Source organism: Falsiroseomonas bella, assembly GCF_003173615.1.
GTDB classification, from domain to species: domain Bacteria; phylum Pseudomonadota; class Alphaproteobacteria; order Acetobacterales; family Acetobacteraceae; genus Falsiroseomonas; species Falsiroseomonas bella.
This window is the reverse complement of the sequence record NZ_QGNA01000002.1, coordinates 570488-587562: the sequence shown is the minus strand read 5'-3', so window position 1 is coordinate 587562 and position 17075 is coordinate 570488. Positions and strand designations below refer to the sequence as shown.

Annotated in this window: 15 protein-coding genes; 11 read left to right on the top strand and 4 right to left on the bottom strand. The window is 72.1% G+C overall.

From position 1 onward, the window contains the following. Positions 1 to 116: 116 nt before the first annotated feature. From DFH01_RS11040 to pdeM, 3 genes are read left to right on the top strand one after another with little or no spacing between them, the layout of a single operon-like run. Complete coding sequence (locus DFH01_RS11040; protein ID WP_109870479.1) at positions 117 to 1301, top strand: glycosyltransferase family 61 protein; 1185 nt, start codon at positions 117 to 119, stop codon at positions 1299 to 1301. A 45-nt stretch (positions 1302 to 1346) separates the two neighbouring features. Then, positions 1347 to 3908, top strand: a complete 2562-nt coding sequence (locus DFH01_RS11035; protein WP_109870478.1) for a ligase-associated DNA damage response DEXH box helicase — start codon at positions 1347 to 1349, stop codon at positions 3906 to 3908. After that, positions 3905 to 4597, top strand: coding sequence for a ligase-associated DNA damage response endonuclease PdeM (gene pdeM, locus DFH01_RS11030; RefSeq protein ID WP_109870477.1), 693 nt, complete (start codon positions 3905 to 3907; stop codon positions 4595 to 4597). The genes DFH01_RS11035 and pdeM overlap by 4 nt, the downstream gene beginning before the upstream one ends. A gap of 30 nt (positions 4598 to 4627) precedes the next feature. Here the strand turns inward: pdeM and DFH01_RS11025 are convergent, their stop codons facing one another. Continuing rightward, a complete protein-coding gene (locus tag DFH01_RS11025; RefSeq protein ID WP_158287716.1) occupies positions 4628 to 5221 on the bottom strand; it encodes a fasciclin domain-containing protein in 594 nt (197 codons plus the stop codon). 153 nt (positions 5222 to 5374) lie between these two features. Here DFH01_RS11025 and DFH01_RS11020 point away from each other — a divergent pair, with 153 nt between their 5' ends. The 3 genes from DFH01_RS11020 to ppk2 all read left to right on the top strand — a co-directional run bounded on the left by DFH01_RS11020 (position 5375) and on the right by ppk2 (position 8631). After that, positions 5375 to 6820: a cryptochrome/photolyase family protein gene (locus DFH01_RS11020; protein WP_109870475.1), complete on the top strand. Its 1446-nt coding sequence runs from the start codon at positions 5375 to 5377 to the stop codon at positions 6818 to 6820. After that, on the top strand, positions 6817 to 7548 hold the full coding sequence (locus tag DFH01_RS11015; protein WP_109870474.1) for a metallophosphoesterase: 732 nt from the start codon (positions 6817 to 6819) through the stop codon (positions 7546 to 7548). Before DFH01_RS11020 ends, DFH01_RS11015 begins: the two co-directional genes overlap by 4 nt. 99 nt (positions 7549 to 7647) lie before the next feature. Continuing rightward, entirely contained in the window at positions 7648 to 8631 is a 984-nt protein-coding gene (gene ppk2, locus DFH01_RS11010) for a polyphosphate kinase 2 (RefSeq protein WP_109870473.1), read from the top strand. A 75-nt stretch (positions 8632 to 8706) separates the two neighbouring features. Here ppk2 and DFH01_RS11005 read toward each other — a convergent pair whose 3' ends face one another. Genes DFH01_RS11005 through DFH01_RS10995 form a run of 3 tightly spaced genes read right to left on the bottom strand, consistent with a single transcriptional unit; the run spans position 8707 to position 11630 of the window. Then, positions 8707 to 10308, bottom strand: a complete 1602-nt coding sequence (locus tag DFH01_RS11005) for a cryptochrome/photolyase family protein (protein WP_109870472.1) — start codon at positions 10306 to 10308, stop codon at positions 8707 to 8709. Continuing rightward, complete coding sequence (locus DFH01_RS11000; RefSeq protein ID WP_109870471.1) at positions 10295 to 10903, bottom strand: DUF6134 family protein; 609 nt, start codon at positions 10901 to 10903, stop codon at positions 10295 to 10297. Before DFH01_RS11000 ends, DFH01_RS11005 begins: the two co-directional genes overlap by 14 nt. 4 nt (positions 10904 to 10907) lie before the next feature. After that, positions 10908 to 11630 (bottom strand): SDR family NAD(P)-dependent oxidoreductase, encoded by a 723-nt coding sequence (locus DFH01_RS10995; RefSeq protein WP_109870470.1) that lies wholly within the window; start codon positions 11628 to 11630, stop codon positions 10908 to 10910. Between the two features lie 104 nt (positions 11631 to 11734). Here DFH01_RS10995 and DFH01_RS10990 point away from each other — a divergent pair, with 104 nt between their 5' ends. From DFH01_RS10990 to DFH01_RS10970, 5 genes are all read left to right on the top strand, one after another. Further along, positions 11735 to 12292, top strand: a complete 558-nt coding sequence (locus DFH01_RS10990) for a SixA phosphatase family protein (RefSeq protein ID WP_109870469.1) — start codon at positions 11735 to 11737, stop codon at positions 12290 to 12292. A 71-nt stretch (positions 12293 to 12363) separates the two neighbouring features. Continuing rightward, complete coding sequence (locus DFH01_RS10985; RefSeq protein WP_109870468.1) at positions 12364 to 13827, top strand: CYTH and CHAD domain-containing protein; 1464 nt, start codon at positions 12364 to 12366, stop codon at positions 13825 to 13827. A gap of 98 nt (positions 13828 to 13925) precedes the next feature. Then, positions 13926 to 14489 carry a thermonuclease family protein gene (locus tag DFH01_RS10980; protein ID WP_146217037.1) on the top strand — a complete coding sequence of 188 codons (564 nt, stop codon included), beginning with the start codon at positions 13926 to 13928 and terminating at the stop codon, positions 14487 to 14489. Positions 14490 to 14666: 177 nt separating this feature from the next. Then, complete coding sequence (gene gltA / locus DFH01_RS10975; RefSeq protein WP_109870466.1) at positions 14667 to 15974, top strand: citrate synthase; 1308 nt, start codon at positions 14667 to 14669, stop codon at positions 15972 to 15974. Between the two features lie 370 nt (positions 15975 to 16344). Continuing rightward, positions 16345 to 16995 carry a hypothetical protein gene (locus DFH01_RS10970; RefSeq protein ID WP_109870465.1) on the top strand — a complete coding sequence of 217 codons (651 nt, stop codon included), beginning with the start codon at positions 16345 to 16347 and terminating at the stop codon, positions 16993 to 16995. Positions 16996 to 17075 lie beyond the last annotated feature (80 nt).

Sequence of the window (17075 nt, the reverse complement as noted above, 5' to 3'; positions counted from 1 at the left end):
GCGGGCATGGCGCATCAACCGCGCTCGGCTTCCCGCGGGCCGGCCGCGCTGGTAAGCCGGGGCCGTGGTTGATCGAGGCGGCATGATCGCGCGGCGGAGGCGGGCTCGCCCCACGCATGACTGACGGAGCAGCCGCCGCCCTGCGCGGCCTGGCGGTGGAAGAGGTCCTTCCCGGCCTGCAGCCGGCTGCCCGGACCCTGCAGCGCCGCCCCTTTCCCCTGGTGGATCTGCGCCGCCGCGAGGAGGAGCACCCGCCCTTCTCCGGCGCGGCCGCCTTCGCCGCCGACAGCCGCTTCATGGCGCAGCAATACGCCGCGCCGGTGCCGCTGAAGCCCGACCCGCTGCTGCGCGCGGTGGACGCCGCGATGAACGGCGGCGCCATCTGGGCCGGCGGGCACCTGGTGCCGGGCTCGGTCCACCACAACCGCTTCGAGACGATGCGCGAGACGGCGCCGCCCTTCGACCTGCTGCGCGCCCGCGGCAAGCTGCCACGCCTGCCGGGCGCCACGGCCCTGATCCACACCCCCGGTTTCCGCAACTACTTCCACTGGATGACGGAATCGCTGCCGCGGCTGGAGGCGCTGGCGGCCTATCGCCGCCTCGGCCTCGGCCCGCTCGACCGCATCGTCATCAGCCAGCCGGCGCCCCAGCCCTTCGTGATGGAGTCGATCGCCCGCTTCTTCCCCGATCTCCTGCCCCTGGTGCAGGCCATGGAGAAGCCCCGCTTCGACATGGACCAGGGCCTCTTCTTCCTGGACTGGCGCGGCGTCGGGCAGACCTTCACCCGCGTCAAGCCGACCACCGCCGTCTTCCTGGAGCGCATCGCGGCCGAGGTCGCGGCCATGCCGCGCGGGCCGGGCCGCGCCCTGCTGGTCTCCCGCCGCGACGTGGACAACCGGTGCCTGGTGAACGAGGACGCGCTGCTCGAGGCCTTCGCGCCGCTCGGCCTCGAATCGGTGCGCTTCACCGGCATGAAGGTCGAGGAACAGATGCGCCTGATGGCGGAGGCGCGGCTGGTCGTCGGCGTGCATGGCGCCGGCCTGACCAACGCCATCTTCTGCCGCCCCGGCACGGCCATGCTGGAGATCACCAGCACCCAGTACATCCGCCGCTCCCGCAGCTATGCCGACATCGCCATGTTCCGCGGCTTCCCCTACGCCATCGCCGTGGTGGACCAGGTGGGCGAGTCCTGGGTGGTGGCGAACAACCGCGGCAACGACCTCGAGATCGCGCCGGACGCGCTGCCCGCGTTGCGCCGCCTGGCCGAGACGCTGCTGGACCGCGCGGCGACGGCGGGCTGACCCGCCCTTCCCGGCTGGCGAAAGCGGCGCCATATTCGCCGCCGTATGGGAACATTGCCGGAACCTTTTGCCGGCTGGTTCGCCGGGCGCGGCTGGGCGCCGCGGCCGCACCAGCTTGCGCTGCTCGATGCCGCACGCCGCGGCGAGAGCGCGCTGCTGATCGCGCCGACCGGCGGCGGCAAGACGCTTGCCGGCTTCCTGCCGAGCCTGGTGGACCTGCACGCCAGGCCGCGACCCGGCCTGCACACCCTCTATGTCTCGCCGCTCAAGGCGCTCGCGGTGGACATCGCGCGCAACCTGATGACGCCGGTCGAGCAGATGGGGCTCGGCCTGCGGATCGAGACGCGCACCGGGGACACGCCCGCCAATCGCCGCGCCCGACAGCGCCAGGACCCGCCGCAGATCCTGCTGACCACGCCGGAATCCCTCGCCCTGCTGCTGACGCTCGAGGATGCGCCGGAGCTGTTCGCCGGCCTCGGCGCAGTCGTGGTGGACGAGATCCACGCCCTCGCCGGCACCAAGCGCGGCGACCAGCTCGCCCTCGGCCTCGCGCGTCTCGCCACGCTGGTGCCCGGCATGCGGCGCGTCGGGCTTTCCGCCACCGTCGCGCATCCCGATCCGCTGCGCGCCTATCTCTCCACCACCGCGCGCCCGGATGACGTGGCGCTGGTGGTCGGCGCGGGCGGCGCGGAGCCGCAGATCGACCTGCTGCTGCCCGAGGGCCGCCTGCCCTGGGGCGGCGAGATGGGCCTCGTCACCATGCCGGAGGTCTATCGCCGCATCCGCGAAGCCGGCGTCACCATCGTCTTCGTCAACACCCGCGCCCAGGCCGAGCTGTGTTTCCAGGCGCTGTGGCGGCTCAACGACGACAACCTGCCGATCGGCTTGCACCACGGCTCGCTCACCGTCGAGCAGCGGCGCAAGGTGGAAGCCGCGATGGCGGCGGGGAAGCTGCGCGCCGTGGTCGCGACCGCCTCGCTCGATCTCGGCATCGACTGGGGCGCGGTGGACCAGGTGGTGCAGGTCGGCGCGCCCAAGGGCGTCGCGCGGCTGCTGCAGCGCATCGGCCGGGCCAATCACCGCATGGACGAGCCCTCCCGCGCCGTGCTCGTCCCCGCCAACCGCTTCGAGGTGGTGGAGTGCATCGCCGCGCGCCAGGCGATCGGCGCGCAGGAACTGGACGGCGACCCGCCCCGCCCCGGCGGCCTCGACGTCCTCTGCCAGCACATTTTGGCCGTTGCCGTCGCCGGGCCCTTCCTGCCGGACGATCTCTATGCCGAGGTCAGGCGCGCCGCGCCCTATTCGATGCTGACGCGCGAAAACTTCGACGATGCGTTGCGCTTCGTCGAGGATGGCGGCTACGCGCTCAGCAACTACGACCGCTTCCGCCGCCTGTTCCGCGATGCCGAAGGCCGCGTGCATGTGCGCTCCAACGCGGTCGCACGGCAGCTGCGGATGAACCTCGGCACCATCGTGGACCTGCCGATGCTGAAGGTGCGGCTACGCGGCGGGCCGGTGCTGGGCGAGGTCGAGGAATGGTTCGTCTCGTCCCTGACCCCCGGCGATGCCTTCATCTTCGCGGGCCAGCTCCTGCGCTTCGAAGGGCTGGACGGCCTCGTCGCGCTCTGCTCGCGCGCGAGCGGCGGGGAGCCGCGCGTGCCCGTCTATGGCGGCAGCCGCATGCCGCTCTCCACCTGGCTCGCCGCCCGCGTGCGCGGCATCCTCGCCGATCCCAAGGCGTGGAAGCACCTGCCGGAGCCGGTGCAGGAATGGCTGCGCCTGCAGCGCCACCTCTCCACCCTGCCGCCGAAGGACGGGCTGCTGGTCGAGACCTTCCCCCGCGGCGGCAAGTTTTTCCTGCTGGCCTATGGCTTCGAGGGGAAGCTGGCTCACCAGACGTTGGGGATGCTGGTGACGAAGCGCATGGAACGCCTCGGCATGGCGCCGCTCGGCTATCTCGCCACCGACTACGTGATGGCCGCCTGGTCCGCCTTCGAGCCCACCGGGGTCGAGCGCCTGTTCGAGGAGGATCTGCTGGGCGAGGAGCTGGAGGAATGGATGGCCGATTCCTCCATGCTTCGCCGCAGCTTCCGGAACATCGCCATCGTCGCGGGCCTGATCGAGAAGAACCATCCGAACCAGGAGAAATCCAGGCGCCAGATGACGATGTCGGCCGACCTGATCTACGACGTGCTGCGCAAGCACGAGCCGCAGCACATCCTGCTGCGCGCCACGCGGCAGGAAGCCGCCACGGGCCTGACCGACGTGGCGCGCATCGGGCTCGTGCTGGAACGCGCGCGGCGGGGCGGCATCATCCATCGCGCGCTGGACCGCGTCTCCCCGCTCGCCGTGCCTTCGCTGATCGAGAAGGGCCGCGAATGGGTCGCCGGCGGCGCCGAGGACGCGCTGCTTGCCGAAGCCGCCGCGATGGTCGAGGAGGTGACGGAGGGCGCGGAACTCTTCAGCGAGACGCTCGCCGAGCTGACAGACCACATCCCCGCCCGCGGCGATCGCGACCGTGTACGTCGCCCGCGCGACCGCGCCCGCGACAATCGCCGCCGGCTACCCTGGAAAGCCCCGAAAGGCCTGGCCACGCCCACCTCATGATCGCCGCGCCCATCCACCTCGCCGGCGAGCGCCTGATGCTCGATCCCGCCGGCCATGTCGCCTGGCCCGCCCAGAAGCTGCTGGCGGTGTCCGACCTGCATCTCGAGAAGGGCAGCCACTTCGCCGCGCGCGGCGCGATGCTGCCGCCCTACGACACGAAGGAGACGCTTGAGCGCCTCGGCCTCGCGCTTCGGCGCTGGCGGCCGCAGCGCCTGGTGCTGCTCGGCGACAGTTTTCATGACGCGACGGGCTGCACGCGCCTTTCGCCAGGCGACGCCGCGCTGCTGCTGCGCCTTCTCGGCGGGATCGAGGTGGTCTGGGTGCTGGGCAACCACGATCCGGCGCCGCCGGTGGGGCTGCCGGGCATCGCGGTCGCGGAATGGCGGCTGGAGCGGCTGGTCTTCCGGCACGTCGCGCAGCCCGGCGCCACGGGCGAGCTTTCGGGCCATTTCCACCCGAAGGCCACCATGCCGACGCGAGCCGGCGGCGTGACGCGGCCCTGCTTCGTCGCCGACGCGAAGCGCCTGCTGCTGCCGGCCTTCGGCGCCTACACCGGCGGGCTCGACATCGCCGATCCGGCGATCGCGCGGCTTTTTCCGCGCGGGGGCCGAGCCTTCCTGCTCGGCAGCGGCCGCCTGTTCAGCTTCCCGACCGGCCCGCTGCGGCATGCGGCGGGCGCGATGGCCTGACGGCGCCGCCGCCAGGCCATCGCCACGCCGTCACGGCCAGATGATCTGGCTGATCGGGTAGATCACCCCGTTGCTGGCCAGCACCGGGCTGCCAAGCACCTGCGCCGGCAGCGCGGCCTGCATGCCGGCCGCGCCGAAGGCACCGATCTGAGTGCCCGGAGCGGGGTTGCGGATCGTCAGGCTGCCGGGCGCGCCGGAGATCTGCAGGTCGCCGCCATTCACGCTCGCCAGCCGCCGGTCGTTGCCGGCCAGCTGCTGCGGCGAGAAGGCGCCGGCGACCATGTGGTTGCGGATCAGCGCCAGCCCGCGCTGGTTCTCGGAGTCATTGGTCGTGTTGCCCGAGCCGACGGTGCCCACCAGGTCCTGCAGCAGGCCGGCCGGGGCGCCCATGAATGCCTGGTCCACCGGCGCGAACACTGTCATGGGCGCCGCCTGCTGGAACAGCGACTGCGCGCTCAGCCGGACGATCAGGTCCAGGAACCGCGAGAAGCGCGTGTCGGCGGCCAGGGTGTCGGCGAGCGTGCGCGCGGATTGCGGCTGGGCGCGCAAGGCGGCGGGGGCGGCCAGCGAGCCGGCGGCAAGGGAGCCGAACGCGAGGAACCCACGCCTCTTCAGGGAGGTCATGTCATCATCCTTATCAGTTGATGGGTTGCGGGGGCCTGCCAGCCTCGTTGCAGGCCCGTCCGAACGCGCTGGAAACGCCGCCCCGGCGGATTGGTTCAGCGCCGTCGTCGCCGGATGCTCCCGTTCCGGCGCCGCCGCCCCACATTCCCCGGCATGACGACTCAGCTTCTCTGGTTCCGCCACGACCTCCGCCTCGCCGACCATGCCGCCCTGGCTGCGGCGCTGGAGGGGGGCGGGCGCGTGCTGCCGGTCTTCGTGCTGGACGACGGGGCGGCGGGCGCCCAGGCCTATGGTGGGGCGAGCCGCTGGTGGCTCAGGCAGAGCCTCGCCTCCCTTGCCGAAAGCCTCGCCGGCCGCGGCGCGCCGCTGCTGCTCGCCAAGGGCCGTGCCGAGACCATCCTGCCGGCGCTTGCGGCCGGCCTTGGCGCCGCCACCGTCCATGCCGGGCGCGCCGTCGAGCCCTGGGCGCGGGACCAGTCGCGCCGCGTGCATGAGGCGCTGCAGGATGCCGGCCGGGCGCTGCGGCTGCACACCACGGTCGTGCTGCGGGAGCCGCATGGCTTCGGTTCCGGCAGCGGGAAGCCATATGCCGTCTACACCCCCTTCGCGAAGGCCATGCTGGCGGCGGGCGAGCCTGGAATGCCCCTGCCCGCTCCCGCCGCCATCCCGGGCGCCGAGCCGCCCGCGGGCGGGGAGACGCTGGACAGCCTCGGCCTCTACCCCGTCGCCGGCGAGCCCGACTGGGCCGCGGGGTTCCCCGCCCATTGGCAGCCCGGCGAGGCCGGGGCCCAGGCACGCCTCGCCCGCTTCGCCGCCGGCCCGATCGCCCGCTACGACGCAGCGCGCAACCTGCCCGGCGTCGAGGGATCCTCCGGCCTGTCGCCGCATCTCCGCTGGGGCGAGGTTTCTGCGCGGCAAGTCTGGAATGCCGCAAGCCAGGCGGCGCAGGGCAGCGGCGCGGAGACCTTCCTGAAGGAGATCCTCTGGCGGGAATTCTCGTATCACCTGCTCTGGCACCGGCCCGAGCTGCCGGAGCGCTGCCTCAGGCCGGCCTACGAAAAATTTCCCTGGCAGCCGCATGCGCCGCTGCTGGCGGCCTGGCAGCAGGGCCGCACCGGCTATCCCATCGTGGATGCCGGCATGCGCCAGCTCTGGCGCAGCGGCTGGATGCACAACCGCGTGCGCATGGTGGCGGCGAGCCTGCTGGTGAAGCACCTGCTGCAGCCCTGGCGCGACGGCGCCGCCTGGTTCTGGGACACGCTGCTCGACGCCGACCTCGCCTCCAACAGCGCCTCCTGGCAGTGGGTGGCGGGCTGCGGCACCGACGCCGCGCCCTATTTCCGCGTGTTCAACCCCGTGCTGCAGGGCGAGAAGTTCGACCCCGCGGGCGCCTATGTGCGCCGCTGGGTGCCGGAGCTCGCGAGGCTGCCCGACGCCTTCATCCACCGCCCCTGGGAAGCCCCGGCGCCGGTGCTCGCCGCCGCCGGCCTGCGGCTCGGGCACGACTATCCCCGGCCCGTCGTGGACGCGGCCGAGGGGCGGGCGCGGGCGCTTGCGGCGCTCGCCGCGCTCCGCCCGGACAGCGCGGACGCGGCGTGAGCGGGCCGCCCGGCCATGTCTGGCGCGGCTTCGCCGGGCTGCGCGTGGTGGCCGACGTGCATGGCGAGGCCGAGGCCTTCGGCGCAGCGGTCGAAGGCGCCCTGGCCCAGGACATGTTCGTCCTGCAGCTCGGCGACCTCACCGACCACGGACCGGACAGCCCCGGCGTGCTGCGCCGGATGTTCGCGCTGATGGATGCCGGCCAGGGCCTGTTCCTGCTGGGGAACCACGACCACAAGCTGCGCCGGGCGTTGATCGGATCACCCGTCCGTATCCAGGCCGAGGGCCTCGGCCGCACGCTCACGCAGCTCGACGCAGCACCGGACGGGGAGGCGCTGAAGGCCCGCGCCATCGCCGAGATCGCCCGCGCCCCGGCCTGGATCCGCGACGGCGGCCGCGTCTTCGTCCATGGCGGCTTCCATCCCGGCATGCTGCACGCCGCCCCGCCCCCCGATGCCGGCGCGACGCGCCCCGCCGGGCTCGTCACCCGCGCCATCTACGGTCAGGTCACCGGCCGGACGCGGCCGGACGGCTCGCCGGAGCGGCTGCATGACTGGGTGGACCGGATCCCGCGCGACATGCTGGTGGTCTGCGGCCATGAGCGGCGGTCCACCGATGGCCGTCCCTATGTCACCGACGGGCTGCTGGGCGGCCGGTGCGTCTTCCTCGATTGCGGCGCTGGCAAGGGCGGGCATCTGGCCTGGATCGACCTGCCCTCCTGGGCCTGACGCGGCGCGGTCAGAAACTGTCATCGGATTGACATGGATCAGCCCGAGGCACCCGCGCCGGGTGCAGACTGCGCCGGTCGCAACCGACCGGAGGCGTCCATGCCAGACGATATCGCCCGCCCGCCGGCCCCCGCCGCCAGCCCCGAGACGGCGCCGGAGGGCGCGCGCAGCATCGGCGGCGCCGCGGCCGAGCTGACACGCCCGCCGCGCGCCGCGGCGCTCCGCCACGATCCGGAAGCGGTGCGGCGCAGCTTCGAGACGGGCGAGTATCCCTACGCCACGCGGCTGACGGAAAAGGAATACCTCCAGCGCGTCACGCCGCTGCAGGTCGAGCTGCTGAAGGCGCAGGCCTGGGTGAAAGCCGCCGGCGAGCGCGTGGTGATCCTGTTCGAGGGCCGCGACGCCGCGGGCAAGGGCGGCACGATCAAGCGCTTCATGGAGCATCTCAATCCGCGCGGGGCGCGCGTCGTCGCGCTGGAGAAGCCTTCGGAGCGCGAGCGCACGCAATGGTATTTCCAGCGCTATGTGGAGCACCTGCCCGCGGGCGGCGAAATGGTCTTCTTCGACCGCTCCTGGTACAACCGCGCGGGCGTGGAGCGCGTGATGGGCTTCTGCTCGCCCACCGACTACCTCGAATTCATGCGCCAGGCGCCCGACCTGGAACGCATGCTGGTGCGCAGCGGCATCCGGCTGTTCAAGTTCTGGTTCAGCGTGACGCGCGACGAGCAGCTGCGCCGCTTCGAATCGCGCGGGACCGATCCGCTGAAGCAGTGGAAGCTCTCGCCGATCGACAAGGCGAGCCTCGACAAGTGGGACGACTACACCGAGGCGAAGGAGGCGATGTTCTTCTACACCGACACCGCCGACGCGCCCTGGACCATCGTGAAGTCGAACGACAAGCGCCGCGCCCGGCTGGAGGCGATGCGCCACTTCCTGGATGTGCTGCCCTATCCGGGCAAGGACGCCGCGGTGGTGCACACGCCCGATCCGCTGATCGTCGGCGGCGCGGCGCATGTGATCGGGAAAAGCGCGCACATCCTGGGCGCGGCGCTGCACCCCGAGCAGCGCCGCGCACGGGGCTGACCCTCATTCTCCCTCCCCCGCGTGCGGGGGAGGGTCGGGGTGGGGGCGCGACCGACTGAGCCGAATGGATTGCGCCTACAACAGCCGCGCCTGCGCTCCCGCCGGCTCCGCCCCCGCGTCCAGCCCGTCGAGGAAGGCGCGTGCCTGGTCGCGCATCGCGCGGACCTTCACCGGGTCCATCTTCGCCAGCGTACGCAGCGGCATCGCCATGCGGGGGTTGCGCGCCAGCCGCTCCGCATGGCGCGCGATGAAATCCCAGTAGAGGAAGTTGAACGGGCACGCGCGCGCGCCCGTCGCCGCCTTCACGTCGAAGGCGCAGCCGCGGCAATGGTCCGACATGCGGTTGATGTAGGCGCCGCTCGCCGCATAGGGCTTCGACGCCATCACCCCGCCATCGGCATGCAGTGCCATGCCATGCGTGTTGGGCAGCTCCACCCATTCATAGGCGTCGGCATAGACGACCATGTACCACTCGTTCACCTCGGCCGGATCGAGCCCGGCGAGCAGTGCGAAATTGCCCGTCACCATCAGCCGCTGGATGTGATGCGCATAGGCGAGGTCACGGGTCTGGCCGATGGCGGCGCGCAGGCAGGCCATCTCCGTCTCGCCCGACCAGTAGAACCAGGGCAGTTTCCGGCGCGCCTCCAGCGCATTGGTCTCGCGATAGGCCGGCATCCGCAGCCAGTAGATGCCGCGCACATATTCCCGCCAGCCGAGAATCTGCCGCACGAACCCCTCCACCGCGTTCAGCGGCGCATCGCCACGGCGATACGCCCGCTCCGCCGCCGCGCAGGCCTCGCGCGGATCGAGGATGCCGACATTCAGCGCCGCGCCGATCAGCGCGTGGAACAGCGTGGGCTCGCCTTCCGCCATCGCGTCCTGGTAGCTGCCGAAATCGGGCAGCCGATGCGCGACGAAATCCTCGAGCGCGGCCTCCGCGTCCTCGGCCGTCACCGGCCAGGCGAAGGCGTCGAGCGCGCCGAAATGGTCGGGGAATGCGCGCGCGACCAGCGCCATGACATCCCGCGTCACGGCGTCGGGCGGAAAGCGCCGCGGCTTCGGCGGCACCATGCCCTTCGGCAGTGCCGCGCGGTTGTCGTGGTCGAAGTTCCACTGCCCGCCCGTCGGCTGGTCCGGCGCCTCCATCAGGATGCCGCTCTCGCGCCGCATCTCGCGGTAGAAGAATTCCATGCGCAGCTGCTTGCGCGTGCCTGCCCAGGCGCGGAAGCGGTCGAGCGTGCAGAGGAAGCGGGTATCCTCCCGCATCTCCACCGGCAGGCCCGTCGCCGCCTCCCAGCCCCGCATGTCCTGCAGCACGCGCCACTCGCCGGGATGGGTGCAGACGATCCGCGTTGCGCCGTGCCGCGTCGCCGCGCGCGCCACCTCGCCGGCCAGGGTCTGCGTGTTGGCGGCATCGTCGAGCGTCACGTAGTCCACGCGCAGGCCGCGGGCGCGCAGCCGCGCCGCGAAGTGACGCATCGCGGAGAGCACCAGCGCGATCTTCTGCTTGTGGTGGCGGACATAGGTGCACTCCGCCCGCACCTCCGCCATCAGCACGACGTCTTCGGCGCCCATGCCGTCCAGCGCGCTGAGCGTGTCGGAGCATTGGTCGCCGAGGACGACACGCAGGGCCGGCCCGGAAGCCTCCCGGCGGGCGCGGGCGCTACCCCCGCGCATACCGGATCGCGCTGCCATCCTCGCCGGTGGTCTCGAACCCCACCCAGGCGCCGCGGCCGTCGTAGAGGATCACCGCCCCCTCCCCGCCGACCAGCGTCACGCGCTGCCCGCCCGCTTCCGGCCGCCGTTCCAACCGCGGCTCCACCGGGCGCCCCTCGCGCGGGTCGAACAGCGGAACGCCGGGCGCGAAGCTCGCCGCGCGCCACCAGGTCAGGGGGGCCGCCGCGGCCGGCAGCAGGACGTCACCGGCGGAGCCACGCAGGCGTAGCCCGTCGCCTTCCGCGCGCACCTCGCAGCCGCTCTGCCGCCCGTTGCGATCCAGGCGGCTGGCCAGCCCGACCAGCCGCTCGCCTTGCCAGGCTTCCTCGGTCTCGTGGCTGTATCGGAACACCGTGAAGCCCGCGAGGGTGATGGCGATGCGCACCTGGCTGCGGGCGCGCAGCAGCCCGCCATCGTCGCGGAAGGTCACGCGATGCGTGCCGACCTCCCGCCCCTCCCGGATCACCTTGAAGGCGAGGTCGGCCGGCGCGGCCAGCGCCCGGTCGTCCAGCAGCGGCAGCAGCGCAAGCCCGAACAGTGCACGGCGCAGCAGCATTCGCTCATCCCTTCCCGGCCAGCGCCCCGCGCCCGCCATCCACCCCGATCACCTGGCCGGTCATCCAGCCCGCCGCGTCGGAGAGCAGGAAGTCCGCCAGGGCAGCCGCATCCTCCGCCTCGCCGAGGCGCTGCATCGGGTGCTGCTTCGCGATGGCCTCTGCCATCTGCGGGCTGCGGGTCAAGGGCTCCGCGAGTTGCGTTTTCGTCAGGCTCGGCGCGACGACGTTCACCCGGACGTTGGGGGCGAGTTCCGCCGCCAGCGACACCGCCAGCCCCTCGACCGCCGCCTTGGCCGCGCCGATCGCGGCGTGGTTCGGGAAACCGCGGCGCGCCGCGACGGAGGAGAACAGCACCACGCTGCCGCGACCCGCCGCCAGGGCAGGCTGCGCGGCCTGCACGGCCAGCGCGGGCGCCAGGGCGTTCAGCCGGAAGGTTTCGGCGAAATCCGCCTCGGTAAGGCGTGCCAGCGGCTTGAGCAGGATCGAGCCGACGCAGAAGGCCAGCCCCGCCAGCGGGCTGCCTGCCGCCGCCACCGCGCTGCGCAGGGCCGCGGCGTCCGTCACATCCGCCGCCTGCCAGCCGGCGCCAAGCTCGTCCGCCAGCGCCTGCAGTCTCGCCGCATCCCGCGCCACCAGGAATGGCGCCGCCCCGCGCGCGGCCAGCCGCCGCGCCAGCGCGCCGCCGATCCCGCCGGTTGCGCCGAACACCAAGATCCGTCCCGACATACCCCGCTCAACTCCCCAGGCCGGCCGCAGATGGGGTGGTCCCTCACGACGGAAACCCCGCCGAGGCAGACAGGCGCCCGCGACCGTGCTTAGGATGCCGGCCCATGCGACAATTGCTGCTGCTGCGGCACGCCAAGTCCTCCTGGGACGATCCGCGCCTGCCGGACCATGCGCGGCCGATCAATGCGCGCGGCCGCCGCAACGCCGCCGCCATGGCCGAGGCGATGCGCGAGCTCGGCCTGGCGCCGGACGTGGTGCTCGTCTCCTCCGCCCGCCGCACCCTGCAGACGCTGGAGGCGATCGGGCCGCTCGACGGCTCGCCGCTGGTCGAGCCGATGGACGCGCTCTACCTCGCCCCCTGGCAGACGCTGCTGGAGACGCTGCGCGGCGTGCGGGAGACCGCGCGGAGCGTGCTGCTGATCGGCCACAATCCCGGTCTGCACGAGTTGGCGATGGCCCTTGTCGGCCCGGCCGGGATGGCCGGCGGCGGGCCGATGGCCGCGCGGCTCGCCCTCTCCTACCCGACCGCGACGCTCACCGAGTTCAGCGTCGCCCTGCCCTGGCGGCTGCTGGAGGCGGGCGGCGGACGGCTCCTGCGCATGCTCGCCCCCGCCGACCTGCCCAGCGCGGAAGCCGGCGACATGACGGAGACACCAAGCTGAGCGGCGCTCCACCCGCACAGGAGGCTCCCGGCGCGACGCCTTCCGAGGCCCCGGCGCCGGGCGCCGTCCTCGTGCTGGAAGCCGCCCTGCCGCCGGCGGCGGCGGAAAGCCTGCTCCGCAACGGACCGCTGGCGGACCGGCGCGCCGGGCGCAGCCGTGGGCGACCGGTCGGCCTCTCCTGGCTCGACACCGCCGAAGGTGCGCTGGCCGGGGAAGGCCTGGCGTTGGAGCAGGGCCGGCGCGGACCAAGACGGCTGATCCGCGTCCTTCCGCAGGCTGGATCGACATGGCTGCCGGGCACGCCGCCACCGACGCTCGACGAGATCGGCCCTGCGGCCTTGCCGGCGGAGGCCGGGGACGGCGCGGTGATGCCGGTTGCGGGCTTCGCCGGCACGCTCACCCGCCTCGTCCTCCGCGGTGGCGTCGAAGCGGCGCTGCTCAAGGGCCGGCTTCGCAGCGTCGCGGAGGAGCGCCCCGCCGCAAGGCTCACCCTCACGGGCGAGCCGTCCGCGGTGCTGGAGACGATGGCCGCCCTGGCGGAAACCGTGCCGCTGCTGCCGGCGCGCGCCGCGCTCGCGGAAGAAGGACGCGCCCTGGCGCGGGGCGAGGCGCTGCGCCCGCGCCGCCTGGGGGCACCGGTGCTCGATCCGTCTCTCGACGTGGAGACGGCGCTGTGCCTGGCGCTCGGCCACCTGACCGAGGTGCTGCTCTGGCACGCGCCGGGCGCCCATGCCGGCACCTCGCCAGAAGGCGTCCACCAGATGCGCGTCGCGATGCGCCGGCTCCGCTCGTTGCTGCGGGTGTTCCGCCCGGCCTGCGACGGGCCCTCGCTGCGCCGGTTCGATGCGGGCCTGCGGGAGATGGCGAAGGTGCTCGGCCCGGCGCGGGACTGGGATGTATGGCTCGGCGGGCTTGGGGCGGAGATCGCCGAGGCCCTGCCGGAGGATGCACGGATCGCCGCCCTGCTGCGTGCCGCCCGCCACAAGCGCGAGAGCGCCTATGCGGCGTTGCGGCCCGTGCTGGAGGGGCCGGAGCTGCGCCGCCTGGCCTGGTCCGCGGTCGCCCTCGCCACCCACCGCCCCTGGCGCGAGGAGAGCGGGGACGGCCAGGCCGACCGCCGGACCCAGCCCTTGGGTGAGTTCGGCGCCAAGGTGCTGGACAGGCGCTGGAAGCGCCTGACGTTGCCGGGGAGGCAAATCGCCGACCTGCCGGATCCCGAGTTCCACGCCCTGCGGATCGAAGGCAAGCGCATGCGTTACGCGGCGGAGCTCTTCGCGCCGCTCTGGAGCCGCAAGCGGGCGAAGCGCTTCCTCGGATGCCTGGCGGAAGTCCAGGATGCCTTCGGGCTTGCCAATGACGCCTCCGTGGCACGGGACCTGATGGCCGGATTGACCGCCAAGGGCGGCGGGAACCTGCAATGGGCGGCGGGCGTCGCGGAGGGCTGGACCCTGGCGAAGGCGCGGCGGGCGCGCAGCAAGGCTGCCGCGGCCTGGAAAGATCTGCTCGACGAAGGAATCTTTTGGAATCAATCCTGAGCGCGCATTTCTTTACTTCGCGTGTTAGTTGAGCTGGGGCTTGCAAGCTCCACCCTCCTCAGGGTAGGCCTAGGGCACCCCATTTTGTTTCCCAAGCCGTGCGCAGTCCTCGTCGAATCTTCCGCCCCGCCGCCTCTCCCCGTCGCTGGCGCACGCCGGCGCTGGTCGCTGCCGGCGTGGCCATGGTCGCCCTGCTCTCCGGGATCGGGGTGCCGCCGGACCTCATGGGTTCCGCACCGCGCGAGCAGGACTGGTCGGCGCTCGCCGCCGAGGTCCGGGTGGTGGATGGCGAGACGCTGCGCCTTGGCGACCGCACGGTCCGCCTCGCCGGCGTGGAGGCGCCGGAGCGCGGTGAGAACTGCGCCGACGCGGCCGGCCGCTGGTTCGATTGCGGCGCGGCGGCGGCCGAGGCGCTGTCCCGGCTCGTGAACGGCCGCTCCGTGGTCTGCCTTGTGGCGGGGCGCGACCGCTTCGGGCGCGGGCTCGGCCTCTGCAGCGCGGGCGGGGCGGAATTGAACGCCGGGCTCGTCACCGCCGGCTGGGCGCTGGCCGGCGCCGATGATGCCGACCTGCTGGCGAAGGAGGCGGAGGCCCGTCGCGCGGCGCGCGGCCTCTGGGCCGGCGGCTTCGGGCGGCCGGAGGACTGGCGCCAGCGCAACTGACGCGGCCCGCCGGACCCAACGCGGCCGGTCACGCGATCCTGCGACATCCAAGGCGTCCAGGCCACGTTGCCAAGGCGGCTGGCACGCCATTACATTGCGCCGCACCATAACGGTGCCGCGATCAGTCTGTCCCGCGCGGCCCCCAAGCCGGTGCGCCGGCCCTTGAGGAAGCAGAGCATGGCAACGACCCCCAACGGCTCCGTCACCTTCACGCTCGACGGCACGAACCGAAGCACCAAGCTGCCGGTGCTCAAGGGGGCGATCGGCCCGGACGTGGTGGACATCCGCAAGCTCTACGCCGATCTCGGCGTCTTCACCTTCGACCCCGGCTATGGCGAGACCGCCAGCTGCGAGAGCCAGATCACCTACATCGACGGCGACGAAGGCGTGCTGCTGTATCGCGGCTACCCGATCGAGCAGTTGGCGGAGAACTCCGACTTCATCGAGGTCTGCTACCTGCTGATGAACGGCGACCTGCCGAATGCGGCGCAGCTGAAGGAATTCCGCAAGGGCGTCACCTACCACACGATGGTGCATGAGCAGATCCGCCGCTTCTACGACGGGTTCCGCCGGGACGCGCACCCGATGGCGATCATGTGCGGCGTGGTCGGCGCGCTGGCAGCCTTCTACCACGACAACATCGACATGAGCGACGCGCGGCAGCGCGAGATCGCGGCCTTTCGCCTGATCGCCAAGGTTCCGACCATCGCCGCGATGGCCTACAAGTACAGCCTCGGCCAGCCCTTCGTGTATCCGCGCAACGACCTCGATTACGCGGCGAACTTCCTCTACATGCTGAACGCGGTGCCGGCCGAGCCCTACCAGGTCTCCCCGGTGCTGGCGAAAGCGATGGACCGCATCCTGGTCCTGCATGCCGACCACGAGCAGAACGCCTCGACCTCCACGGTGCGGCTGGCCGGCTCCACCGGCGCAAACCCCTTCGCCTGCATCGCCGCCGGCATCGCCGCCCTTTGGGGCCCGGCGCATGGCGGCGCGAACGAGGCGGTGTTGAAGATGCTCGGTGAGATCGGGCATGTGGACAACATCCCGGGCTTCATCGAGAAGGTGAAGGACAAGAACTCCGGCGTGAAGCTCATGGGCTTCGGCCACCGGGTCTACAAGAACTTCGACCCGCGTGCGAAGATCATGCAGCAGTCCTGCCACGAGGTGCTGGCGGAGCTCGGCATCAAGGACGAGCCGCTGCTTGACCTGGCCATGGCGCTGGAGAAGGTCGCGCTGGAGGACGACTACTTCGTCTCCCGCAAGCTCTACCCGAACGTGGATTTCTACTCGGGCATCATCCTCAAGGCGATGGGCATCCCCACCAGCATGTTCACCGTGATCTTCGCGGTGGCCCGCACGGTCGGCTGGGTCAGCCAGTGGAAGGAGATGATCGAGGACCCGACGCAGCGCATCGGCCGCCCGCGCCAGATCTACACGGGCCCGAGCCAGCGCGACTACCGGGCGCTGAACGCCCGCGGCTGAGCCGAAGCGCGCCGCGACCGCGGCGCTTCCTGGTCTACGGGAAGGCCCCGTCCGCGCAAGCGGGCGGGGCCTTCTTGCGTCTGCGGCCCAGTCCACGGCCGGTTGTGGGACAGAACTTCGGGCGCTTCATCAGGAAATGCCTACAAGCTGTTGAATCCGAAAGCTCGTGACGGTGGGAATCCCACCCGGCGAGTCCTCTCCTGCTGGGCTGGACGAGTCCACATGGCAGCCTTTACGCGCGCATTACCGGACAACCACATCAACCATAACGCGAAAAATCTTAACGGATCGAGCACAAACCTCTTGATAACCGTCGGAGTCCCTGGTTTTGTCCTACTTATGGTTGATATACAAAGGAAGGATTAAACTTATGCGCGACAGTCGACCGGCCCACAGCACCTGGCCTCTCGATGACCTCGTGCGGCGGCGGCTCCGGCAGTGGCCGCAGCGCCCCCCGGGCGCCCCGCGCACCCAGCGCCAGCCGGGCACCTGGCTCCGCGCCCGGCCCGGCGTCGCCAATTTCCTCGGCCAGCCCTTCCTGAAGCTGCCCGGCAGCAGCACCTTCCGCACCATCCCCGACGGGCTCTGGCTGCATTTCAGCCCAGACCCGGGCGACCGCTGGGCCGACATCCTCTGCATCGAGGCCTGCGGCACGGTGCAGAACCTGCAGGACAAGCGGGCCCGCTTCGCGCCTTCCACCTCCTCGCTGCTGGTCGTCTGCCCGGTGCGCTGGATGCTGGAGCCCGCCGAGCACGACGACCCCACCCCCCGCTGGCACCTGATCCGCCTGCTGCGGGAGGAACCGACGGAGCCGCTGGTGCTGCCGGTGCGCGATGTCCGGGTGCTGTATGGCCTCAAGCAGCGCCACTACGAGTCTGTGGCGCGTGGCCAGGTGCCGCAGCCGCATGAGTATTTCTGCCCGATCGAGGCGCTGACCGCGGAGCGCGGGCAGGAGGATCCGGCCCTCGCCGCGCTGATCGGCCGGGCCTCGGCCGCGGCCAATTTCATGGTGCCGGCCTGACGGCCGAAGGGGGGCGCCACGCCCCCCAGCCCGGAGGCTCCGCCACCGGGATTCATCTTCGCTTAGGGCGCGTGGCGTAA